The following is a 20,702-nucleotide window of genomic DNA, read 5'->3' as shown; positions in this document are numbered from 1 at the left end:
AGCAATCTGCCGTACGGCTGAGCCTCTTGGCTCTCGGAGGCTTCAGCCCGCGCTCTGCTCCTCGGCGAGGATCCGGTCCAGCGCTTCGTCCAAGTGCGTCTCGAAGTCGGCGAGCGCCCGCTCCTGCCCCAGCGGCACCAGCTTGTCCGTACGGTCCAGGAAGGCGAGCAGCGGCGGGATCCCCACCCGGAACAGCGCGTGGTCCGGACCGACCTGAAGCCGGATGAGCACCTCGTCCAACACCTCGGGATCGGTGGGGGCGATGTGCACATCCCCGTCACCGCACGCGCCGCCCACCCCGTCGACCAGCAGCTCGCGCCCGAAGGCCCAGGTCACAGGGGCATCTCCGGGAAGGTGGAAGGTCAGCCGGACGGCGTAGGGATCGCCGGTTTCATAACGCAGCTCCACCGGGATGCGAAACGACAACTCCTCGGAAACTAGGAAGCTCATCATGACCTCAGCCTGGACCGACTCGTGCATCGCCCGCCTACCCCGTCGCTAAAGCTCGACTGGCCAGGGAACCAACTCCCTGACACCCATGGCATCTTGCTTAACGTACACATCAGATCACAAGGAGTGAGTTTTCAGATGCTGATAGAGAAAGCAAGTGTCCCTAGTAGCTTTCCGATCTCGTCCTGCAACTGCTCCGCCGCAGGCAGCAGGCGGTCCGACTGATAGGCGGGAACGGAAATCGCCATCGTGGCCGCCGTGTTGCCCGCAGTGATCGGAATCGCGGCGCAGACCGTTCCCAGCGCGTACTCCTGCCGCTCCACCACGGGCTTCATCCGGCCCATCCCATCGAGGCGGCGGATGAAACTCCGGTCGTCGCGGACCGAGTACCGAGTGATCGACTGCACCGGATAGCGGGAGAGATGATCCTGCCGCTGTTCGTCGTCGAGTTGGGCGAGCAGACATTGTCCGATCGCATGGGCGTGGCCGGTCTCGCGGAAGTCCGCCCACTCCTCCACCGCCGGATTGCCCGGCGTGTCCGCGACGGCCACGACCTCGATCTCGCCCTCGCGGTAGACGGCGAAGTACACCGGTGTGCCGATGGCGTCGCGCCAGTGCTCCAGGGCCTCGTCGATCATGCCGCGACGATTCTGCTGCGCCCCGCTGGCGCTAAGCCGCTCGGCCTCCTCGCCGAGCACGAACACGCCCTTCTCCCGGCGCAGATAGCCCTCGTGGGTCAACGTGCGCAGCAGGTGATACGCCGTGGGCAGTGCGAGCCCGGCCTCCCGGGCCAACTGCTTGGCGGGCGCTCCCTCCTGATGCGCGGAGGCGGCCTCCAGCAGGCGCATCGCCCGCTGCACCGAGCCAATGAGCGTCGGCGCGGCGGCAGTTACGGCGGAGACGGCCGGCGGCGCCACGTACGGAGGGCCGTTGGACGAGATGTCGGCGGGTGTGGCGTCAACCGTGGCCAAGGTTCACTCCCGAAAACGCGTGGGGGTTCCGCCCGTGCCCCGGGGATACACGGGTGGGAGCGCAGTGCGCCCGTGCGCGGGGCTCACCCCACGTCGGTTTTCGGACTCTAACCGTTGGCCGTCGGCCTAAGGCGCCGCACCAGGAAACTTCCCCCACCCGAGCGAACTGTTGCGAGAAGTCACCAATCGCTGCGCGAAGAGGTCGAGCCGGATATGAACTTCCGTACGACGTAGATGAGTCCACCCACCAAGGCGACGAAAATCAGTGCCTTGAACAGGAGGCCGACCACGAATCCCACAACGCTCGCTATCAAACCGCCGAACACGACCAGGGCGACGACCGGCACCGCGATCCACTTCACCCACCACGGCAATCCCGAGAAGATCTCCTGCGCTGCCATCGTCCTTACCTCTCTCCGCGACCGTCCTACTTCTTGCATTCGATGCTAGGGCGGCGGAGGGCCCGACGGGGGCCTCGCATCCCTTGTCCTCCCCTGATCCGTCCCCTAGGGAACCCCGAGGTCGCAGCCCCGAGAAGTCAGCCCAGGGGCGTAGCGGATCAGCTCTTCAAGGGGCCCGAGCTCTTCACGGGGCCCGGCAGCACGGGCCTCAGCCCTCCGGCGGTGAGAACACGACGAGCACCCGCAGGTCCTCGCTGATGTGGTGGAACTTGTGGGCCACCCCGGCCGGCACGTACACCACGCTGCCGCGCGCGACTTGGGTGGTTTCCATGCCGACGGTGATCGACGCCCGGCCGCTGACGATCATGTACACCTCGTCCTGCTGGTGTGGCTGTTGCGGATCGGACTCCCCGGCATCGAGCGCGTACAGCCCGACCGACATGTTCCGCTCGCGCAGAAACTGCAGATACGCACCGTCGTTCGCGGCGCGCTCCGTCTCCAGTTCATCCAGCCGGAATGCCTTCATCGTCCTCGTACGCCCCTTGCCCCAGGCAGCGGTCCGACCGCTCTGGCCGTCCGTCTGCAACGATCAGACACATGAAGAATTTCGTAGTCAAGACGATCGCCAACGCGGCGGCTCTGGCCGTCGCCGTGTGGCTCCTCGACAAGATCACGCTGACCGGCGACAACACGGGCAAGAAGACGCTCACGCTGATCGTCGTCGCGCTGCTCTTCGGCCTCGTGAACTTCCTGGTCAAGCCGGTCGTGAAGGTGCTCACCTTCCCGCTGTTCATCCTGACCCTCGGCCTGATCACGCTGGTGGTCAACGCCCTGATGCTGCTGCTCACGTCGTGGCTGGCCGACAAGCTCGACGTGAGTTTCCACGTCGAGGGGTTCTGGACCGCCGTCCTGGGCGGCCTGATCATCTCGGTCGTGTCCTGGGCGATGAACGTCATCCTGCCCGACGACAAGGACTGAGCCTTCCCCATGGCCCTCCCCACGGTCTTCTCCGTGTGCTTCGTCTGCACCGGCAACATCTGCCGGTCCCCGATGGCCGCGTCCGTCCTCCGCGCCCGGGTCGACGAGGCCGGACTCGGCGGCCTCGTCCGCGTGGACAGCGCGGGCACCGACGGCTGGCACGAGGGGGACGGCGCCGATCCGCGCACCGTCTCCGTCCTGGAGGCAGCCGGTTACGAGAGCGATCATGTGGCGCGTCGTTTCCAGGTCTCCTGGTTCTCCGGGCTCGACCTGGTGATCGCCCTGGACTCCGGGCACCACAGGACCCTGCGCCGCCTCGCGCCCACACCGGCCGACGCGGACAAGGTGCGGCTGCTGCGCTCGTACGACCCCGTGGCCGCGGGCCTCGGCGAGCTGGACGTCCCCGACCCGTACTACGGGGACGACGAGGGGTTCGACGCGTGCCTGAGAATGGTGGAGGCGGCGAGCGACGGTCTGCTCGACGCCGTACGTGAAGCAAGAGAAGGGCGGGCGGCATGACGGACTCCGCATCGATAGCCGCAGATAGCGGCGCGACAGCAGGCACCGGGATGGGCGACGGCACGAGAGCGGTGCGGGCCGGTCTGCCCGAGCCGGTGAAGTACGAGCCGACCCTTCCGGGCCCGGTGTTCGCCGCGCACTTCCACCTGCCGGGCGATCCCACGGGCCCGTACACCTACGGGCGGGACTCCAACCCGACCTGGACGCTTCTCGAACAGGCCATCGGCGAGCTCGAGGCACCGGAAGCAGCCGGTGACGCGACCGCCGCTACGGACGTCGAGACCCTGGTCTTCGCCTCCGGGATGGCCGCCATCTCGGCGGTGCTCTTCTCGCAGCTGCGCGCCGGTGACGCGGTGGTCCTGCCGGACGACGGTTATCAGGCGCTGCCGCTGGTCAGGGAGCAGCTCGCCGCGTACGGCATCGAGGTGCGTACCGCCCCGACCGGTGGCGACGCCCAGCTCGACGTCCTGGACGGCGCCAAGCTGCTGTGGATCGAGACACCGTCGAACCCGGGCCTCGACGTCTGCGACGTGCGGCGCCTGGCCTACGCGGCGCACGCGCGTGGAGCCCTGGTGGCGGTCGACAACACCCTGGCCACGCCGCTCGGCCAGCGCCCCCTCGAACTCGGCGCGGACTTCTCCGTGGCCAGCGGCACCAAGATGCTCACCGGCCATGGCGACATCCTCCTTGGTTACGTCGCCTGCCGCGACGCCGAGTTGACCGACTCCGTGCGGCGCTGGCGCAAGATCGTCGGTGCCATCCCGGGGCCGATGGAGGCCTGGCTCGCGCATCGCTCGCTCGCCACGCTCCAGCTGCGCGCCGAGCGCCAGAACGCCAACGCCCTGGCCCTGGCCGAAGCGTTGCGCGCCCGCGGCGAGGTGACCGGACTCCGCTATCCAGGGCTGCCCGACGACCCGTCGTACAAGATCGCCTCGCAGCAGATGCGGCGCTTCGGGTGCGTCGTCTCGTTCACGCTGCCCTCACGCGTACGCGCCGACCGTTTCCTCGACGCCCTGCGTCTGGTGGACGACGCGACGAGCTTCGGCGGCGTGCGTTCCACCGCCGAGCGGCGTGGCCGCTGGGGTGGGGACGCCGTCGCGGAGGGCTTCATCCGCCTCTCCGCCGGATCCGAGGACCCGGACGACCTGGTCGCGGACGTGCTGCGCGCGCTGGACGAATCGGCGGAGTGACGGCCCCCGCGTGCGCGCGGATCGCTCCCGGCTAGTACCGCGCTACGCACAACGAACGGTCCGAGCCTCCCCCCTCGTGGCTCGGACCGTTCCGGTTCTGCGCGCGAAGAACCGCGCGCACAAGGCTAGTTGACTCTGTGTCAGTGTCCAATCACAGTAGCGACAGAGACCTATCGACATATTTATAGTTGGGCTCGGCCTCGGGGCCGGGAGGGGAGGGCGCCGCCGTGGATCTGGCCCTGCTGCGCACGTTCGTGACCGTGCATCGGGCCGGTTCCTTCACGCGTGCGGCAGCCCTTCTCGGCCTCTCCCAGCCCGCCGTCACCTCGCAGATACGGACCCTCGAGCGGCAGCTCGGCCGCCCCTTGTTCCTGCGCCAGGCGCGCGGCGTGACCCCCACGACCATCGGGGACGAGCTCGCCCACAAGGCTGCCCCGCATCTCGACGCCTTGGTGGAGATCGCCGAGACGGGGCTCGAAGAGGACTCGTCGGTACGCACGCTCCACCTCGCGGGGCCTCCGGAGTTCACCGCTGCCCGCGCGTTACCCGCTCTCACCGCGCTGACCGGGCAGGACGGTCAGAGCTTCGCGCTGCGTGCCTCGTTCGGCAACGCGGAGGAGGTCCTCGAAGGCCTTTCTGCCGGGCATCACGACCTGGCCATCACCACCGCCAGGCCGCGGGGCGCGTTGCTCACCGCGAAGCCCCTCTGCGACGAGGAGCACGTCCTGGTTGCCAGTCCGCGCTGGGCGTCCCATATCGGCCCCGGCAAGCTGCGCCGCAAGGGCGCGTCCGTCCTGGAGAATCTGCCCGTGGTGGAGGTACACGAGTCTCTGCCGCTGGTCGCCCGGTACTGGGCCGCTGTCTTCGACACCCGTCCGGCCGCATCGGGCGCCGTCATTGTGCCGGACCTGCGGGCGGTGCTCGCCTGTGTCGCCACCGGGGCGGGGCTCGCCGTGCTGCCGCGCTATCTCTGTGCGCCCGACTTGAAGAGTGGCGAGGTCGTGGCCCTGCTGGACCCGGCGGTGCCGCCTCTACGCACCTATTTCCTCGTCGTACGCACCGGCACGCTAGCGATGCCGCACATCGCGCGGGCGCACGAGTGGCTGCTCCATGCTGCCGCTGACTGGGCTTGAGCGGTACTCCGGCTCATTCACCATGTTTCACGTGGAACAGTCCGGGCCACATTCCTCCCATGACCGTCCGACCCGTGGTCAAGCGCACCGCACGCGCCGTTCTGCTCGATGGCGACGACCTGATCCTGATCAAGCGGACCAAGCCCGGCGTCGATCCGTACTGGCTCACCCCTGGCGGCGGTGTGGAGCCGGAGGACACGACCGTCGTCGACGCCCTCCACCGTGAGGTGCACGAAGAGCTCGGTGCCAAGATCTCCGACGTGGTGCCCTGCTTCGTGGACACCGTCGAGCACATCGGCGAGGACGGCGGCGCGACCGGCGTCAAAGTCCAGCACTTCTTCGTCTGCCGGCTGGAGTCCATGGACCTCTCCCTGCGGCACGGCCCGGAGATCGAAGAGCCGTGCGGCGAGTACGAGATCGTCCACGTGCCCTTCACCCGGGTCGGGATCGCCTCGGTCCACCTCGTACCGCTCTCCCTGCGGCACTATCTGGACGGAAACATCGAGGGCGTACGCGCGATGCACGCCCCCGATCTCGGCTAGGTGCTTCTCGGGCTTGGCGCTCCTTGGGCTAGGCACTCCTCGGGCTTGGCGCCCATTGGGCTGAGCTAGTCGCCCGCGGAGACCAGTTCCTCCACGGAGTCGTGGCGGATGCGTCCCGCCGGGATGCCGACGTCCCGCAGCGCGTCCACCCCGCTGCGGATCATGCCGGGCGGGCCCGAGAGGTAGGCGTCGTACTCGTTCCAGGGGCCGTACTCGCGCACGGCGTCCGGGAATTGGGCGTGGCCGTCGACGACCGGGCGGACCGAGAGCCAGGGGTGGGTCTGCTGGAGCCGCAGCATCGTGTCGATGTCGTACAGGTCGTGGTCGGTGCGGGCGCCGTAGAAGACCTCGACCGGTCGCCGTTCCCCGTGCTCGGCCACGTCCTCCACGAGCGCCTTGATCGGGGCTATGCCGGTGCCGCCGCCCAGACAGAGCAAGCCGCTGTCGGTGGTGTGGTCGACGGTCATCGACCCGGCGGGCGCGCCGAGGCGCAGGACGTCACCGGGGCGTGCGTGATGCACCAGGGCGTTGGAGACCCAGCCCGCGGGGACGGCCTTCACGTGGAACGACAACAGTCCGTCGGAGCGCGGCGCCGACGCGAACGAGTAGTGCCGCCAGATCCGCGGCCACCAGGGCGTCTCCAGGCTCGTGTACTGGCCTGCCAGGAAAGGGTAGGGCTGGTCGGGGCGGACGGTGACGACAGCGATGTCGGGCGTCCTGAGGTCGTGCGAGACGACCTCGGCGAACCACCAGGCCGGGGCACGCAGTTCATCGGCGGCAGCCGCGTCGATCATGATCTGGGAGATCGTCGTGTACGTGCGGACCCAGGCGGCCTCGGTCTCCTCGTCCCAGATCGCGCTCGCGTAACGGCTGAGCGAGCCGATCAGGCACTCGCCGACCGCCGGGTAGTGCTCGGGCCGGGTGCCGTACTTGCGGTGTCCGCGGCCGAGGTTCTTCAGATACGCGGCGAGTACGTCGGCGTGGTCGATGTGCTCGGCCGCGGTCAGCAGCGCCTTGAGCAGCCGGTCGCGCTGGGTGTCCATCGCGGCGGGGAACAGGGGGCGCAGGTCGGGGTGCCGGGTGAAGAGCAGCGCGTAGAAGTACGACGTCACCTTGTCGGAGACGGGACCTATCTCAGCCATCGTGCGCTGGACGCGTATCGCGTCGGGGGAGCCCGAGGGGGACGACTGCCGCGGTTCCGGCACGCGCTCGGTGCGCGGCTCGGGGTGTGATGCGGGGGCGGCCTGAGGCGCGCTCCGGGGGGCGGCCTGCGACGCGTGCTGGTGCGTTGGGGCCTGGGGTGCGCTCTGCGGTGCGGCCTGAGCGGACGCCGGTGCCGGTGCCGGCGCCGGCGCCGGCGCCGGCGCTGTGGCTACTGCGGCTGTCCGGCCTGCCGGTATTCGTTCCTCGGCCGCGCGTTCGGGCTCAGGCACGTGCCGTGCCTCCGCCTCCGGTGCGGGCGCGGCCGCGCCGGGCCTGCCGACCGGACGTATGGCCGACACCCGGCGTCCCTCGGTCACCTCGGGCTCACCGCCCTCGGGGGATGTCGGCTGCTCGCCGCCCTCCGACGGTTTCGGCGCCTTCCGTGGGGTGAACCAGCCGCCTCCACCGCCGCTGTCGCCGGAAGTACCGTTACCCGCCGACGTGGTGGTCGGAGCGTCCATGCTGTGCCTCGCCTCGAACATCTCTCAGTCGGTCCGTGCACTTCCCTGTAGGAAGCCGCTTACTTTCCCCGCTCTGCCTCGGCAGCCAATGTGGCCACATTGAACCTCGGATTACCGGACCCTACGGACAAGTAGGTAAGAAATGTGACATTGCCCGCAGTCATCTCACCGCAGCGTCCCACCCCTTACCGTCACGCCGGTCGCATAACGGAAAGTTCAGGTCTTCGATCTCTATGCCCCGTTAGGCTGCGTTGACCTCCGTCCGCGCCCCCCAGAGATGCGCTGCGATGCACCCGGCGCGAACCGGACTCGACCATACCGGCAGCCGTCCGGCGCACAAGTCCCGCCGCCCTTCACCGGGAATTCAGCGACCCATGCCAGCCAATTGCCCCAATTACCGGGCGCCACGCACCAATTCATACGCCTTCCGCAGATCACGCCCGACATAAGAGTGGGTGGCGAGCCCGACCAGCCGCTGATCCGCATTGACAGCGACCGAGACAGGCACCGCTCCGAACAGCTCCAGGTCCGAGAGCGAGTCACCATAAGCGACGCAATCGGACCGCCCGACCCCGAACTCTTCACAGAGCCGGTCCGCGATCTTCACCTTGGCCGCGGCGTCGAGAATGCCGGTCGGATTCACCGGCTCGGTGAACGGCACTGAGGGGAAACGCGACCCGTGCGCGGCATGCGCACCCCAGCCGAGCAACCGTTCCACGAAGAACGACGGCGACAGTGAGATCACCGCGCAGTAGTCGCCGCCCTTCCGGATCTCGGCCCAGGTCTCCCGGATCCCCATCAGCCACGGCGCCCCCTCGAAGGCGGCGGTGACCTGCATATCCGTGAGGTCCGCCCACAGGGCGTGCACCCGGGCCGCGTACTGCGGTGAGTCGATCCGCTGCGCCACGAAGTCCCGTTCCAGCTCCGCGATCTCCGCGTCGAGGCCGAGCTGGCGCGAGATCTCCACGGGAGCCGCCGTGCCGTGCAGCAGCGTTCCGTCCAGGTCGAAGAGGTGAAGGCGTGCCATGTACGCCGAGGCTAGTACCCGCGGTTACTCCCGCTGTAAGACGCCTTCCGTCGCGGTTCCCGGCACCGTGTTTCACGTGAAACTAAGCCGCCCCGCTCGCCGGGCCACCCTCGTCGTCCATGTCATCGCCGCCTCAGGCTGGCTCGGGCTCACGCTCGGCCTGCTCGCGCTTGCGTTCGCGGCCATCACCACCGATTCGGCCGCGGTCACCGAGGCCGCCGCTCGCTCCATGAAGCTCTTCGCGGACTGGCTGGTGCTGCCGCTCGCGCTGCTCACCCTGCTGAGCGGCCTGCTGCTGTCCCTCGGGACTCCCTGGGGGCTTGCCAGGCATCGCTGGGTCTACACGAAGTTCTGGCTGACCCTGGCCACCACCGCCGCGTCGGCGTTCGCCCTGCGTCCGGGCATCAACGACACGGTCGCCACTGTGTCCGCAGGCGACCCGGTGACAGATCCGACCGGCCTGATCGCCGGACCCATCGTCTCCCTGAGCGCCTATCTCTTCATGACGGTCATCTCGGTGCTCAAGCCCTGGGGCCTGACCGGACGTGGCCAGAAGCAACGTAACCAAAAGAACCGTGCTTCTGCCCGCAAACCGGTGGACGCCAAGGTCATGCGTCAGACAGCCTGAGCCGAGTGTCGACACCTACCCTTTCCGCTCTGCCCATCCGCCGGCTGACCCTCCGCGATCTCAACGCCTGCGCCGACCTGTCGCAGGATCGAGGCTGGCCACGCGAGGACCACAAATGGGGGCTGCTGCTCTCGGCCGGTACGGGCTACGGCATCGACGACCCGGACGGCAACGGCCTCATCGCCGCCTGCGTGGTGACCGAATACGGACCGCATGAGGGCCCCGGCCTAGGAGCGATCGGCATGGTCCTCGTCGCCGAGCGGCACGCCCGCCAGGGCCTGGGCCGCCGCCTCATGGACTACGTCGTCGAGGGTGCGGGCACCACCCCGCTCACCCTCCACGCGACACCGACCGGCAGCCCCCTCTACGAGCAGCTCGGATTCAAGACCACCGGCCGCGCCGAGATGGTCCGCGGCCGGTTCGTCTCCGGCGGCCCCTTGCCGGATGTCGCCACCCGGCCTGCGATCGCGGAGGACCTGCCCGCGATCGTCCGGCTCGACACCGAGGTCTTCGGCCTCGACCGCACGCACGTCCTCACCCGGCTCCCCGCCTTCGTCGACCAGCTGCGGGTCGCGGAGACGGACGGCACGATCACCGGCTACGCGGGGGCCTGGCCGAACATGGAGACCCATGTCATCGGCCCCCTGATCGCCCGGGACACGGAGACGGCGAAGGCCTTGATCACCTCGCTCGCCGCCGGGTCGGACCGGCCGCTGCGCACAGACATCGATGTACGTCACGAAGAGCTGCTCGCCTGGGTGAAGGAGCGCGGCCTCGCGCCGATCGCCTTCAATGCCGTGATGACGTACGGCATCCCCGAGCTGCCCGGCGACTGGACCAGGCGCTTCGCGCCGCTGACGGTCGCGGCCGGCTGACCGCACACAGAGGCCCGCCCCCGAACACCGGATGGTTACCGGCACTTGGGGGCGGGCCTTCGTCATGTCCTCTCGCGCGGTCTCGTACTACGTACCCACGCGGTGTCGTACGTACTACGCGAGGGCCTCCACGGCCGCCGTGGCGAAGCCGTGGTCCTGCTCGGGTGCTCCGCCGCCGACGCCGACGGAGCCGATCAGGCGGCCGTCCCGGTGGACGGGTACCCCACCGGCGATGAAGAGCAGCGGCCGGTCGAGAGCGGTGGGCAGGGTGTGGAAGGGCCCATCGGGCTTGACCAGGTCGACGAGGTCGGCGGTGGGGGCGTTGAGCTGAAGCGCCGTGTACGCCTTGCGGGTGCTGGTCTCGCCGGAGATCAGCACAGCCCGGTCGTCACGCCGGAAGGCGAGCAGATGGCCGCCCGCGTCGAGGACGGTGACGCTGACCGTGACATCGGCCGCCTCGGCCGCACGGTTGGCCGCGGTGACGAGCGCCTCGGCGTCCTGCGTGGTCAGCGGGGCGACGGCGGGGGTGGTGGTGCTCATGAGGTTTCTCCTTGTGCGGTGGTGCTGATGGGGGGGCTGGAGGGGTCGGTCGGAGAGGCCGGCGGGTCAGTGGTGGACGGGCGTCGCCTGCTCGACGTGGGCCACGCCTGTGACGACCCGACTGGGAGCGGCCGTGCGGCGCTCGAGCGTGGCCGAGACGACGGCCAGGAGAAGCGCGGAGGCCGCGAGTGCCGCGCCCACCCAATTCGGGGCGGTGTAGCCGAGGCCCGCGGAGATCACGAGGCCGCCGAGCCAGGCCGAGAGCGCGTTGCCGAGGTTGAAGGCACCGATGTTCATGGCCGAGGCGAGCGTGGGCGCGCCGGAGGCCTGGTCGAGCACCCTCTTCTGCAGGGGCGGCACGGTGGCGAAGCCCAGCGCGCCGATCAGGGTGATGGTCACCGCTGCCGCGATCTTGTTGTGCGCGGTGAGGGTGAAGAGGGCGAGCACGACGGCCAGCGCGCTCAGCGAGATGTAGAGCAGCGGCATCAGGGCGCGGTCCGCGAACTTTCCACCGATCAGGTTGCCCGCGACCATGCCGAGGCCGAAGAGGACGAGAAGCCAGGTCACCGAGGAGTCCGCGTAGCCGGCGACGTCCGTCATCATCGGGGCGAGGTAGGTGACGGCCGCGAAGACTCCGCCGAAGCCGAGGATCGTCATCGCCATGGCCAGCAGCACCTGGACGTTGCGGAACGCGGCCAGCTCGTGGCGCAGCCTTACACCCTCGGGCTTGGGCAGGTCGGGAACGAGCTTGGCGATACCGGCCAGGCCGATGACGCCGAGCCCCGCGACGATGGCGAAGGTGATGCGCCAGCCGAGGGTCTGCCCGACGAGCGTGCCGAGGGGAACACCGACCACGTTGGCCACGGTCAGGCCCGTGAACATCATGGCGATGGCTCCGGCCTTCTTCTCCGGCGCGACCAGTTCGGCCGCGACGACCGAGCCGATGCCGAAGAAGGCACCGTGGGCGAGCGAGGCGACGACACGTCCCGCCAGCATGACGCCGAAGACCGGGGCCACGGCGGAGAGCAGATTGCCCGCGATGAACAGGCCCATGAGCAGCATCAGCATCCGCTTGCGCGAGATGCGGGTGCCCAGGACCGTCATCAAGGGAGCGCCGAGCACGACGCCAAGTGCGTAGCCGGTCACGAGCAGACCGGCCGTGGGGATGGAGACGCCGAAGTCACCCGCGACCTCAGGGAGCAGTCCCATGATCACGAACTCTGTGGTCCCGATTCCGAAGGCCCCGATCGCGAGGGCCAATAGCGCGAGAGGCATGGTTCTACCTTCCAAGACGGTTGCAGGTGCGCTTAGCTTGCGTCCACAATAGTTGCACACGCGGGTTAATTGCAACCGCCGGATATTGCGCTGGTGGCCTATCCTGGTTCTCAGCAGCTCCGGGACGGAGGAACAAGAGCCATGACAGCGACAGACCCCGCACTGACCGCCCTTGCGCAGGGCTGGTGCGCGCTCTCCCTGCTCCACGGGAAGATCGAGGCCCACATCGAGCGCGCCCTGCAGGCCAAGCACGACCTGAGCGTGCGTGAGTACTCCCTGCTGGACGTCCTCAGCCGCCAGCACGACGGAGAGGGGGGCCATCTACAGATGAAGCAGGTCGCCGACGCCGTCGTACTCAGCCAGAGCGCCACCACGCGCCTGGTCACCCGCCTCGAGGACCGCGGGCTCCTGTCCCGCTACCTGTGCCCGACCGACCGCCGCGGCATCTACACGGACGTCAGCGACTCGGGCGCCGCACTCCTCGCCGAGGCGCGCCCCACCAATGACGCCGCCCTGCGCGAGGCGCTCGACGAGGCGGCGCTGAACCCGGAACTGGCACCGCTGGTCAGGGCAGTGGAAGCGGTACGGGTCCCGGCGTAGGCCCTCTGCAGGTCGAGTGGACTGCCCTGCCGAAAAGGCGATCGGCTGCATAGGCTGCGTCTCATGGGAGATCTTGAGATACGCCCGGCGGTCGCCGACGACATCCCCGCCATCGTGGAGATGCTCGCCGACGACCCCCTGGGCAGCACACGCGAGTCGCCGGACGACCTCACTCCGTACCTCGCCGCGTTCGAACGCCTCACCGCGGACCCGAATCAGCACCAGGTCGTCGCTGTGCGCGAGGGACGCGTCATCGGCACACTGCAGCTCACGATCGTTCCGGGCCTGTCCCGGAAGGGAGCGCTTCGGTCGATCATCGAAGGTGTACGCGTCCACGCCGACGAGCGCGGCAGTGGTCTCGGCACCCGCTTCATCGAGTGGGCCGTCGACGAGTCCCGGCGCCAGGGCTGCCAGTTGGTGCAACTGACCTCCGACGCCACCCGCACCGATGCCCGCCGCTTCTACGAGCGGCTCGGATTCACGGCCTCGCACGTGGGTTTCAAACTTGAGCTCTGACGCCGCTGCCGAAGCGTCACGCCGCTGGGCGTCGTGTTTCAGCCGCTGGGCGTCGTGTTTCACGTGAAACACGACGCCCCACTGGCTCACCCGAGGTCTTACCGGGGAAGCCCGCGCCACCCCTCCGGATCCACACCGCCCGGCACGGGAGACCCCGCGTCGTACGGCTCCCGGGTGAAGAAGAACGAGCCCAGGTCGAGATGGCTCACCGACCCGTCGGGCCGCCGCACCGCCCGTAGCTGCTCCCCGGCGAAGTAGCCGTCGAGCCCGGTCCATGCACCGTCACCGTTCGGCAGGAATCGCGATCCGCGGCCCCCGCCCGCGAGGGGCGCCAGGTCGAGCGCTCCCTCGGCCTGCGGGCGCAGCACGAAGGTGCTCGTCCCCCAGTACCAGGGCCCCGCCAGCTTCAAGAGCCCCTCATCCAGCTCGGGCAGGGGGCGCCACGCCTCGGGAATCCGCGGCTCGGCCTCGGCCACGATCTTCAGCAGGTCGAGAGCCAGCGCCGTCACGGCGGGACCGGAAGTGCAGTTGGTCAGCGTGACCGCCACCAACCCGTCCTCCGCACTCGCCCACAACCCGGCCATGAAGCCCGGCAGCGAGCCCCCGTGCCCGACAAAGGTGCGCCCCTCCCCGCGGAGCAACTGCGTCCCCAGGCCGTACGTCACGTCCCAGTCCCCCGAGGGCAGCGGCGACCCCGGCGTACGCATTTCCCGCACCGAACCGGCGGACAGAACCCGGTCGTCGCCCTCCAGGAGGAAGGCGGCGAAGCGCCCCAGGTCCGCCGTCGTGGACCACAGCTGCCCGGCCGGAGCCATGAGGCCCAGGTCCTCGGCGGGTTCGGGCATCATCACGTCCGCCCACGGATGGACGGCCCAGCCACCCGCGTGCGGGGCCTGCGGCTGCGCACTCGTACGGTTCAGGCCCAGCGGCTCCAGGACCTCACGGCGCAGCACGGCCTCCCAGGAGTCCCCTCGCAGCGCCTCGATCAGTGAACCGAGCAGTGTGTAACCGGGGTTGGAGTAATGGAACCGACGTCCCGTGGGGTGCTTGAAGGGCTGCTCGCCCAGTACGTCCTCGAGCTCGGGGCGCTGCGACGCGGGCGTACGCTCCCACCACTCACCGGGGGTCTCGGCCGCCAACCCGCTGGTGTGCGCGAGGAGTTCCGCGATGGTGACATCGCCCGCCGCCGTCCCCGGGAGATGCTTCTCCAGGGGGTCGGAGAGGTCGAGGACGCCCTCGTCACGCAGCCGCATCACCAGTACGGCGGTGAAGGTCTTGGTGATCGAGCCGATGCGGTATTGGACGTTCTCGTCCGGTGCGTGCCCCTCGACGCAGGTGCGCCCCTCGGTCCACACCAACTCGCCGTCCCTGAGCACCGAGGCGACGAGCGAGGGCGCCCTCCCCTCCGACTGCGCGGTGGCGACGCGGTGCAACAGGGCTCGACGGGTACTGGGCAGCAACTCTTCACGCGGTGATGTCATGGCCCCAGTCCACCTTCGGAGAAGCCGCCCGTCGAGCGAATTCCGCCGACCGCGCTACGCGGCGCGCGTACCCGTCGCTTTGAAGAACGTGTAGTGGAACGTCCCGCCGTCGTCCGCGGTTCTGCGCAGGTCGGCGATCCCACGGTCCCAGTCGGCCTCGGTGATCAGGGATGAGGCGAGCGCGTCACCCCTGACGGATTCGATCATGGAGATGAACGTGCTGCGGGTGAAGCCCTCGACCAGCTCGGGCCGGGTCCGGTCCGCGTACACGGTGCGGGGCCGCACCCGGACACCGTCATAGCCGGCCTGTGTGAGGAGCGGTTGCAGCTGCCGCCCGACCAGGGCGTTTCCCCCACCGTCGGCCTGGAGCTGAACGAGGCAGTCGACCGCCGCGCGGGCGTAGGCGCTGTCGGGATGGAAGAACGCCGACCCGTGGTCCCCTTCAATCACGGTGATGGTCCCGCCGGGCCGCAGCAACCGCCGCAGTCCGGCGAGCGCACGCCGGGCCGCCGCCAGATGCTCCAGGACGAAACAGACGAAGATGTGGTCGAACTCGGCGTCCGGGAAAGGGAGAGCGAACAGGTCGGCGCGGCGCCACCGCACGTGTGCGTCGGGCGCGTGTGCCGCCACGCGGGCGGCGGCCTTCGCCAGTGAGTCCGCCGACCGGTCGACGGCCACGAAGTGCGCCCCGGGGCTGGAGTCGATCAGGTGGACGGTCTGGGCGCCGACCCCGCATCCGACCTCGAGGACCCGGCTCCCCGCCGGATACGCCGTGCCCTCGTGCAGCAGAGCGGCGAGGGTGTCCGCTTGGTCCCCCAGCCTGCGGGCCTCCCGAGGCGAGTATCCGTGGACGTACTCAACTGCCGTTCGGTGGGCGTGATTCGAGGTCGCGGTGGTCTCGGCGGCTGCGGTTGCTGCTGTCTGCATGACTTCACCCTGCTGCCACTATGGCCCGGTGAACAGGTCCAATGACAGCGCCTCTGACCGGTCCATAACCTGCGGGCCAGGGTCCCCGGCGCACAGGCCCGCATCACGCGAGTCGGCGGTCGGAGCCGACTTTCTCCAGCTGCACATCGACGAAGCCCCCGCGGGTGGCCGCGCGGACTGGCTGGCCCGACAGCTGCGCCTCGCGATAGCGGACGGCCGCCTGCCGGTGGGCAGCAAGCTCCCGGCCACCCGCGTCCTCGCGGGCGAACTCCGCGTCTCCCGCGGCCTGATCACCGAGGCCTACCAGCGCCTGAGCGAGGACGGGCACCTCGCCGGGCGCGGACGGAACGGGACCGTGGTGGTCGCCGCTCCGGCGAAAACCCGGCCCGAAGCACCCGCGGGCCCACCCCAGCAGCCCCCACAGCCCCAGCCGCACCCGAGCAGCCTGTTCGCAGCCCCGCCCGGCATAGATATCTTCGACGCCCTGCGCGCCGCCCCGGCCCGGATCGATCTCTCGCCCGGCATGCCCGATCTCGCCGCGTTCCCCCGCGCCGCCTGGCTGCGCGCCGAACGCACCGTACTCAAGGACCTATCGGCGTCTGCCTTCGGTTACGGGGACCCGCGCGGGGCCCCGGCGCTGCGCAGGGCCGTCACCGACTGGCTGGCCCGCAACCGCGGCATCCGCGCCGACCCGGGTGAGGTCGTCATCGTCGCCGGCACCGCCCAGACCCTCACCTTGCTCGGCCAGGTCCTGCACGGCGCCGGAATCCACACGGTGGCCGTCGAGGACCCCGGGTCGCTGGGCGCCCGCCAGCATCTGCGCAACGGCGGCCTCGCCACCCCACCCGTCACGGTCGATGCCGAGGGCATCCGCGTCGACGAGTTGCGGGCCACGGACGCCGCCGCGGTGCTGCTGACCCCTGCCCACCAGTTCCCGATGGGCGTGGTGCTCGGAGGGGAGCGGCGGCGGGACCTGATGCACTGGGCCACCGAGCGCAATGGGCTGATCATCGAGGACGACTACGACGCCGAGCACCGCTACGACCGCGCTCCCGTCCCCGCCCTGCGCTCCCTGCTCTCCGAACACGTCTGCTACGCGGGGAGCGTGTCCAAGCTGCTGGCTCCGGCGCTGCGCATCGGCTGGGTCCTCGCGCCGCCGCGGTACCGGGACGCGCTGGTCGCCGCCAAGCGCTTCGCCGACCTCGGCAACGCCGTACTGCCGCAGCTCGTCCTGGCTCAGCTGATGGAATCGGGCGCTCTGGAACGGCAGTTGCGCCTCCTGCGCGGCCGTCATCGACGCCACCGGGACGCGATGATCGCCGCGGTGAGGACTCATCTGCCGCGGGCCGTCGTGCACGGCGCAGCGGCGGGCCTGCACCTGACGATCACCTTCGACGCGGACTTTCGCGACACCGACCTCGCGGCGGCCGCCCTGACCCGCGGTGTGAAGGTCCAGCCCCTGTCCTGGCACAGCCAACGGCCGCACCGCCCCGGCCTGGTCCTCGGTTACGCCGCTCCCACCACCACGGCCATCGCCGAGGGCATGGAAATCCTCGGAGAAACCTTGCGGCGCCTGTCCTGACGCACCGCCAAAACTCCTGCCCGCTACGTCTGCGCCATGTCCACGAAGCGCGAATAGTGACCCTGGAAGGCGACCGTGATCGTCGCCGTCGGGCCATTACGGTGCTTGCCCACGATGATGTCCGCCTCGCCCGCGCGCGGCGACTCCTTCTCGTACGCGTCTTCGCGGTGCAGCAGGATCACCATGTCCGCGTCCTGCTCGATCGAACCGGATTCACGCAGGTCCGAGACCTGGGGCTTCTTGTCGGTGCGCTGCTCGGGACCACGGTTCAGCTGCGACAGCGCGATGACCGGGACCTCGAGCTCCTTGGCGAGCAGCTTCAGGTTTCGCGACATGTCCGAGACCTCTTGCTGGCGGCTCTCGGCGCGCTTGGAACCACCGGACTGCATCAGCTGCAGATAGTCGATGATCACCATCTTGATGTCGGCACGCTGCTTGAGACGGCGGCACTTCGCGCGGATCTCCATCATCGACAGATTCGGGGAGTCGTCGATGTAGAGCGGCGCCGCCGAGACCTCGGGCATCCGACGCGCGAGCCGCGTCCAGTCCTCGTCCGTCATCGTGCCGGACCGCATGTGGTGCAGCGCCACCCGTGCCTCCGCGGACAGCAGACGCATCGCGATCTCGTTGCGCCCCATTTCCAGGGAGAAGATGACGCTGGGCAGGTTGTGCTTGATGGAAGCGGCGCGCGCGAAGTCGAGGGCCAGCGTGGACTTACCCATGGCGGGACGGGCCGCGATGACGATCATCTGGCCGGGGTGCAGGCCGTTCGTCAGCGAGTCGAAGTCGGTGAAGCCCGTCGGTACACCGGTCATCTCGCCGCTGCGCGAACCGATCGCCTCGATCTCGTCGAGCGCGCCCTCCATGATGTCGCCGAGCGGCAGATAGTCCTCGCTGGTGCGCTGCTCGGTGACCGCGTAGATCTCGGCCTGGGCGCTGTTGACGATCTCGTCGACGTCGCCGTCGGCCGCGTATCCCATCTGTGTGATGCGTGTGCCGGCCTCGACGAGGCGGCGCAGGACCGCCCGCTCGTGGACGATCTCCGCGTAGTACTCGGCGTTCGCCGCCGTCGGCACCGTCTGCACCAGCGTGTGCAGATACGAGGCCCCGCCGACCTTGGTGATCTCGCCGCGCTTGGTGAGCTCGGCCGCCGCGGTGATCGGGTCGGCGGGCTCCCCCTTGGCGTACAGATCGAGGATCGCCGTGTAGATCGTCTCGTGCGCGGGCCGGTAGAAGTCGTGGCCCTTGAGCACCTCGACGACATCGGCGATGGCGTCCTTGGACAGCAGCATGCCGCCGAGCACCGACTGCTCGGCATCGAGGTCCTGCGGCGGTACACGTTCGAAGGCGGTTCCGCCGCCGTCCCAGCCACCGCTTTCACGGCCGCGCTCGTGCTGCTCGTCGCGGCCTCTGCCTCCTCCGTCACGGCGCTGTCGGGAGGCGGGCAGACGGTCACTGGCACCGCTGTCGGCCCAGGGGTCGTCCAAGGGCTCGGAAATACTCACCGGGCCACCTCCCTCACGTCCGCCGCGCGGACCTCGCCGTGCCCTTCTTTCTTACGGCACGACACTGACAAATAAGCGGCCCAACTCCGGTTCTGACGCGTCGGATTTACGGGCTTTCCGAGGCAGGATCACGAGGGGGGGCTCCGCCCCACGGTAGGCCCGTGGCCACCGTCAGCCAATCTGGTTATCCACAGGCGGTGTGGATGACGGGCGCGTTGCTGTGGAGAACCCCGCCAAACCTGTGCACGGCCCGGTGGACAGGCCTGTGAACAAGCACTCAGCCTTCTCCACAAATAGCCTCTGACCTGCATCTTTCGCATCCACCGGCTGTGCAGAAGAAAAACTTTCCCAGTCGGCTCAAGATCCTGCCGAACAGCGCCCCAAAGTGTGCCCGACTCGAGACCAGGTAAGGGTCCTATGGGCATTGCATCTCTTACCTGTGGAAGATTAGATTGGTGCCCATGACACCGGCTCCCGTGGCGACGAAGGTCGCTCGGCGACAGCATGACCGAGAGATCATCGCCCTCGCTGTTCCCGCCTTCGGCGCACTCGTCGCCGAGCCTCTCTTCGTGATGGCCGACAGTGCCATCGTGGGCCACCTCGGCACTGCACAACTTGCCGGACTCGGCGTCGCCTCGGCTCTCCTCACCACCGCCGTGAGCGTCTTCGTCTTCCTCGCCTACGCGACCACGGCCGCCGTTGCCCGCCGAGTGGGCGCCGGAGATCTACAGGCCGCCATCCGCCAGGGCGTGGACGGCATCTGGCTCGCCCTCCTGCTCGGGGCCGCCGTCATCGCCGTCGTCCTTCCCACCGCACCCGCCCTCGTGGAGCTCTTCGGCGCATCGGACACCGCGGCCCCGTATGCGATCACGTATCTCCGGATCTCCTCGCTCGGCATTCCCGCCATGCTCGTCGTGCTCGCCTCCACCGGTGTCCTGCGCGGACTACAGGACACCAAGACCCCGCTGTACGTGGCGGTCGGCGGCTTCGTCACCAACGGCGTCCTCAACGTGGCCCTCGTCTACGGCGCCGGCCTGGGCATCGCCGGCTCCGCCTGGGGCACCGTCATCGCCCAGTGCGCGATGGCCGCCGTGTACCTCTACGTGGTCATCCGCGGAGCCAGGCGCCACGGTGCCTCCCTGCGCCCCGACGCCGCCGGCATCAGGGCCTGCGCCCAAGCCGGCGCACCGCTCCTCGTCCGTACGCTCTCGCTGCGGGCAATCCTGATGATCGCGACCGCGGTGGCAGCCCGCCTCGGCGACGCCGATGTGGCTGCCCACCAGATCATCCTGTCGCTGTGGAGCCTGCTGGCCTTCGCGCTCGACGCGATCGCCATCGCCGGCCAGGCGATCATCGGCCGCTACCTGGGCGCGAACGATGCCCAGGGCGCCCGCGACGTCTGCCGCCGCATGGTGCAGTGGGGCATCGCGTCGGGAGTCGTGCTCGGCGTCCTCGTCGTCCTGGCCCGACCGCTGTTCATCCCGCTCTTCTCCAGCGACTCCGTCGTCCAGGACGCAGCCCTGCCCGCCCTCGTGGTGGTGGCGATCTCCCAGCCGATCTGCGGCATCGTCTACGTCCTCGACGGCGTCCTGATGGGCGCGGGAGACGGCCGGTATCTGGCCTGGGCGATGCTGGCCACACTGGCGGCCTTCGCCCCGGTGGCCCTCCTCGTGCCGACCTTCGGCGGTGGACTGACCGCGGTCTGGGCAGCGATGACCCTCATGATGGCGGTCCGCATGGCGACCCTCTGGCTGCGCACGCGCTCCGGCCACTGGATCGTCACCGGCGCGACCCGCTGAGCCTGCGCCTTCCCGCTGACCACCGGACGCTGTTTCACGTGAAACAGCGTCCGTGAAGCAGCACCTCAGAAACACATTGGGCCGCACCCTGAGGGTGCG

22 protein-coding genes are annotated in these 20,702 nt (G+C 69.3%); 11 read left to right on the top strand and 11 right to left on the bottom strand.

Annotation, left to right across the window (positions count from 1 at the left end; all coding sequences use genetic code 11):
- Window positions 1-42: 42 nt before the first annotated feature.
- The 4 genes from ACIBCK_RS31230 to ACIBCK_RS31215 all read right to left on the bottom strand — a co-directional run bounded on the left by ACIBCK_RS31230 (window position 43) and on the right by ACIBCK_RS31215 (window position 2,348).
- Window positions 43-480 (bottom strand): SsgA family sporulation/cell division regulator, encoded by a 438-nt coding sequence (locus ACIBCK_RS31230; protein WP_399395681.1) that lies wholly within the window; start codon window positions 478-480, stop codon window positions 43-45.
- Between the two features lie 104 nt (window positions 481-584).
- A complete protein-coding gene (locus ACIBCK_RS31225) occupies window positions 585-1,298 on the bottom strand; it encodes an IclR family transcriptional regulator (protein ID WP_399395956.1) in 714 nt (237 codons plus the stop codon).
- Between the two features lie 302 nt (window positions 1,299-1,600).
- Entirely contained in the window at window positions 1,601-1,822 is a 222-nt protein-coding gene (locus ACIBCK_RS31220; RefSeq protein WP_367043673.1) for a DUF5326 family protein, read from the bottom strand.
- A 208-nt stretch (window positions 1,823-2,030) separates the two neighbouring features.
- A complete protein-coding gene (locus ACIBCK_RS31215; RefSeq protein ID WP_160506069.1) occupies window positions 2,031-2,348 on the bottom strand; it encodes a cupin domain-containing protein in 318 nt (105 codons plus the stop codon).
- Window positions 2,349-2,419: 71 nt separating this feature from the next.
- Here ACIBCK_RS31215 and ACIBCK_RS31210 point away from each other — a divergent pair, with 71 nt between their 5' ends.
- The 5 genes from ACIBCK_RS31210 (at window position 2,420) to ACIBCK_RS31190 (ending at window position 6,184) form a co-directional block, all read left to right on the top strand.
- The gene (locus tag ACIBCK_RS31210; protein WP_399395678.1) at window positions 2,420-2,800 is read left to right on the top strand and encodes a phage holin family protein; all 381 of its coding nucleotides are present in this window, start codon (window positions 2,420-2,422) and stop codon (window positions 2,798-2,800) included.
- Window positions 2,801-2,809: 9 nt separating this feature from the next.
- Window positions 2,810-3,319 carry a low molecular weight protein-tyrosine-phosphatase gene (locus tag ACIBCK_RS31205; protein WP_399395677.1) on the top strand — a complete coding sequence of 170 codons (510 nt, stop codon included), beginning with the start codon at window positions 2,810-2,812 and terminating at the stop codon, window positions 3,317-3,319.
- A complete protein-coding gene (locus ACIBCK_RS31200) occupies window positions 3,316-4,509 on the top strand; it encodes a cystathionine gamma-lyase (protein ID WP_399395675.1) in 1,194 nt (397 codons plus the stop codon). Before ACIBCK_RS31205 ends, ACIBCK_RS31200 begins: the two co-directional genes overlap by 4 nt.
- 227 nt (window positions 4,510-4,736) lie before the next feature.
- A complete protein-coding gene (locus ACIBCK_RS31195) occupies window positions 4,737-5,642 on the top strand; it encodes a LysR family transcriptional regulator (protein ID WP_399395673.1) in 906 nt (301 codons plus the stop codon).
- 59 nt (window positions 5,643-5,701) lie between these two features.
- Window positions 5,702-6,184, top strand: coding sequence for an NUDIX hydrolase (locus ACIBCK_RS31190; RefSeq protein WP_367043678.1), 483 nt, complete (start codon window positions 5,702-5,704; stop codon window positions 6,182-6,184).
- Between the two features lie 65 nt (window positions 6,185-6,249).
- On the opposite strand, the gene ACIBCK_RS31185 is transcribed toward ACIBCK_RS31190, so the two are convergent.
- Both ACIBCK_RS31185 and ACIBCK_RS31180 read right to left on the bottom strand, forming a co-directional pair.
- Window positions 6,250-7,848 carry a globin domain-containing protein gene (locus ACIBCK_RS31185; RefSeq protein ID WP_399395671.1) on the bottom strand — a complete coding sequence of 533 codons (1,599 nt, stop codon included), beginning with the start codon at window positions 7,846-7,848 and terminating at the stop codon, window positions 6,250-6,252.
- 394 nt (window positions 7,849-8,242) lie between these two features.
- Window positions 8,243-8,875 (bottom strand): HAD family hydrolase, encoded by a 633-nt coding sequence (locus tag ACIBCK_RS31180; protein WP_399395669.1) that lies wholly within the window; start codon window positions 8,873-8,875, stop codon window positions 8,243-8,245.
- A 76-nt stretch (window positions 8,876-8,951) separates the two neighbouring features.
- Here ACIBCK_RS31180 and ACIBCK_RS31175 point away from each other — a divergent pair, with 76 nt between their 5' ends.
- Together ACIBCK_RS31175 and ACIBCK_RS31170 are read left to right on the top strand one after the other, a co-directional pair.
- Entirely contained in the window at window positions 8,952-9,503 is a 552-nt protein-coding gene (locus ACIBCK_RS31175; RefSeq protein WP_399395667.1) for a DUF2269 domain-containing protein, read from the top strand.
- 5 nt (window positions 9,504-9,508) lie between these two features.
- Window positions 9,509-10,378 carry a GNAT family N-acetyltransferase gene (locus ACIBCK_RS31170; protein ID WP_399395665.1) on the top strand — a complete coding sequence of 290 codons (870 nt, stop codon included), beginning with the start codon at window positions 9,509-9,511 and terminating at the stop codon, window positions 10,376-10,378.
- Window positions 10,379-10,492: 114 nt separating this feature from the next.
- Here the strand turns inward: ACIBCK_RS31170 and ACIBCK_RS31165 are convergent, their stop codons facing one another.
- Both ACIBCK_RS31165 and ACIBCK_RS31160 read right to left on the bottom strand, forming a co-directional pair.
- Window positions 10,493-10,918 (bottom strand): heme-binding protein, encoded by a 426-nt coding sequence (locus tag ACIBCK_RS31165; protein ID WP_399395663.1) that lies wholly within the window; start codon window positions 10,916-10,918, stop codon window positions 10,493-10,495.
- 66 nt (window positions 10,919-10,984) lie between these two features.
- Window positions 10,985-12,193, bottom strand: a complete 1,209-nt coding sequence (locus tag ACIBCK_RS31160; protein WP_399395660.1) for an MFS transporter — start codon at window positions 12,191-12,193, stop codon at window positions 10,985-10,987.
- A 141-nt stretch (window positions 12,194-12,334) separates the two neighbouring features.
- On the opposite strand from ACIBCK_RS31160, the gene ACIBCK_RS31155 reads away from it, so the two are divergent.
- Together ACIBCK_RS31155 and ACIBCK_RS31150 are read left to right on the top strand one after the other, a co-directional pair.
- On the top strand, window positions 12,335-12,793 hold the full coding sequence (locus ACIBCK_RS31155; protein ID WP_399395658.1) for a MarR family winged helix-turn-helix transcriptional regulator: 459 nt from the start codon (window positions 12,335-12,337) through the stop codon (window positions 12,791-12,793).
- Window positions 12,794-12,856: 63 nt separating this feature from the next.
- The gene (locus ACIBCK_RS31150; protein WP_399395657.1) at window positions 12,857-13,309 is read left to right on the top strand and encodes a GNAT family N-acetyltransferase; all 453 of its coding nucleotides are present in this window, start codon (window positions 12,857-12,859) and stop codon (window positions 13,307-13,309) included.
- 98 nt (window positions 13,310-13,407) lie between these two features.
- On the opposite strand, the gene ACIBCK_RS31145 is transcribed toward ACIBCK_RS31150, so the two are convergent.
- Entirely contained in the window at window positions 13,408-14,790 is a 1,383-nt protein-coding gene (locus ACIBCK_RS31145) for a serine hydrolase domain-containing protein (RefSeq protein ID WP_399395655.1), read from the bottom strand.
- Between the two features lie 54 nt (window positions 14,791-14,844).
- Window positions 14,845-15,717, bottom strand: a complete 873-nt coding sequence (locus tag ACIBCK_RS31140) for a methyltransferase domain-containing protein (protein ID WP_399395653.1) — start codon at window positions 15,715-15,717, stop codon at window positions 14,845-14,847.
- Between the two features lie 28 nt (window positions 15,718-15,745).
- Between ACIBCK_RS31140 and ACIBCK_RS31135 the strand changes: the two genes are divergently transcribed.
- Entirely contained in the window at window positions 15,746-17,299 is a 1,554-nt protein-coding gene (locus ACIBCK_RS31135) for a PLP-dependent aminotransferase family protein (protein ID WP_399395651.1), read from the top strand.
- A 23-nt stretch (window positions 17,300-17,322) separates the two neighbouring features.
- On the opposite strand, the gene dnaB is transcribed toward ACIBCK_RS31135, so the two are convergent.
- A complete protein-coding gene (gene dnaB, locus ACIBCK_RS31130) occupies window positions 17,323-18,804 on the bottom strand; it encodes a replicative DNA helicase (RefSeq protein ID WP_399395649.1) in 1,482 nt (493 codons plus the stop codon).
- Between the two features lie 461 nt (window positions 18,805-19,265).
- Between dnaB and ACIBCK_RS31125 the strand changes: the two genes are divergently transcribed.
- Window positions 19,266-20,603, top strand: a complete 1,338-nt coding sequence (locus ACIBCK_RS31125) for an MATE family efflux transporter (protein WP_399395647.1) — start codon at window positions 19,266-19,268, stop codon at window positions 20,601-20,603.
- Window positions 20,604-20,702: the final 99 nt, after the last annotated feature.

Origin of the sequence: Streptomyces sp. NPDC051218, from assembly GCF_044455475.1 — a bacterium.
Classification (GTDB): domain Bacteria; phylum Actinomycetota; class Actinomycetes; order Streptomycetales; family Streptomycetaceae; genus Streptomyces.
This window is presented reverse-complemented; position numbering and strand designations above follow the sequence as displayed.

Coding starts and splice junctions, on each gene's coding strand:
- ACIBCK_RS31230 (WP_399395681.1), bottom strand. CDS start 480: ATGCACGAGTCGGTCCAGGCTGAGGTCATGATGAGCTTCCTAGTTTCC.
- ACIBCK_RS31225 (WP_399395956.1), bottom strand. CDS start 1,298: ATGCGCCTGCTGGAGGCCGCCTCCGCGCATCAGGAGGGAGCGCCCGCC.
- ACIBCK_RS31220 (WP_367043673.1), bottom strand. CDS start 1,822: ATGGCAGCGCAGGAGATCTTCTCGGGATTGCCGTGGTGGGTGAAGTGG.
- ACIBCK_RS31215 (WP_160506069.1), bottom strand. CDS start 2,348: ATGAAGGCATTCCGGCTGGATGAACTGGAGACGGAGCGCGCCGCGAAC.
- ACIBCK_RS31210 (WP_399395678.1), top strand. CDS start 2,420: ATGAAGAATTTCGTAGTCAAGACGATCGCCAACGCGGCGGCTCTGGCC.
- ACIBCK_RS31205 (WP_399395677.1), top strand. CDS start 2,810: ATGGCCCTCCCCACGGTCTTCTCCGTGTGCTTCGTCTGCACCGGCAAC.
- ACIBCK_RS31200 (WP_399395675.1), top strand. CDS start 3,316: ATGACGGACTCCGCATCGATAGCCGCAGATAGCGGCGCGACAGCAGGC.
- ACIBCK_RS31190 (WP_367043678.1), top strand. CDS start 5,702: ATGACCGTCCGACCCGTGGTCAAGCGCACCGCACGCGCCGTTCTGCTC.
- ACIBCK_RS31185 (WP_399395671.1), bottom strand. CDS start 7,848: ATGGACGCTCCGACCACCACGTCGGCGGGTAACGGTACTTCCGGCGAC.
- ACIBCK_RS31180 (WP_399395669.1), bottom strand. CDS start 8,875: ATGGCACGCCTTCACCTCTTCGACCTGGACGGAACGCTGCTGCACGGC.
- ACIBCK_RS31165 (WP_399395663.1), bottom strand. CDS start 10,918: ATGAGCACCACCACCCCCGCCGTCGCCCCGCTGACCACGCAGGACGCC.
- ACIBCK_RS31160 (WP_399395660.1), bottom strand. CDS start 12,193: ATGCCTCTCGCGCTATTGGCCCTCGCGATCGGGGCCTTCGGAATCGGG.
- ACIBCK_RS31155 (WP_399395658.1), top strand. CDS start 12,335: ATGACAGCGACAGACCCCGCACTGACCGCCCTTGCGCAGGGCTGGTGC.
- ACIBCK_RS31150 (WP_399395657.1), top strand. CDS start 12,857: ATGGGAGATCTTGAGATACGCCCGGCGGTCGCCGACGACATCCCCGCC.
- ACIBCK_RS31145 (WP_399395655.1), bottom strand. CDS start 14,790: ATGACATCACCGCGTGAAGAGTTGCTGCCCAGTACCCGTCGAGCCCTG.
- ACIBCK_RS31140 (WP_399395653.1), bottom strand. CDS start 15,717: ATGCAGACAGCAGCAACCGCAGCCGCCGAGACCACCGCGACCTCGAAT.
- ACIBCK_RS31125 (WP_399395647.1), top strand. CDS start 19,266: ATGACACCGGCTCCCGTGGCGACGAAGGTCGCTCGGCGACAGCATGAC.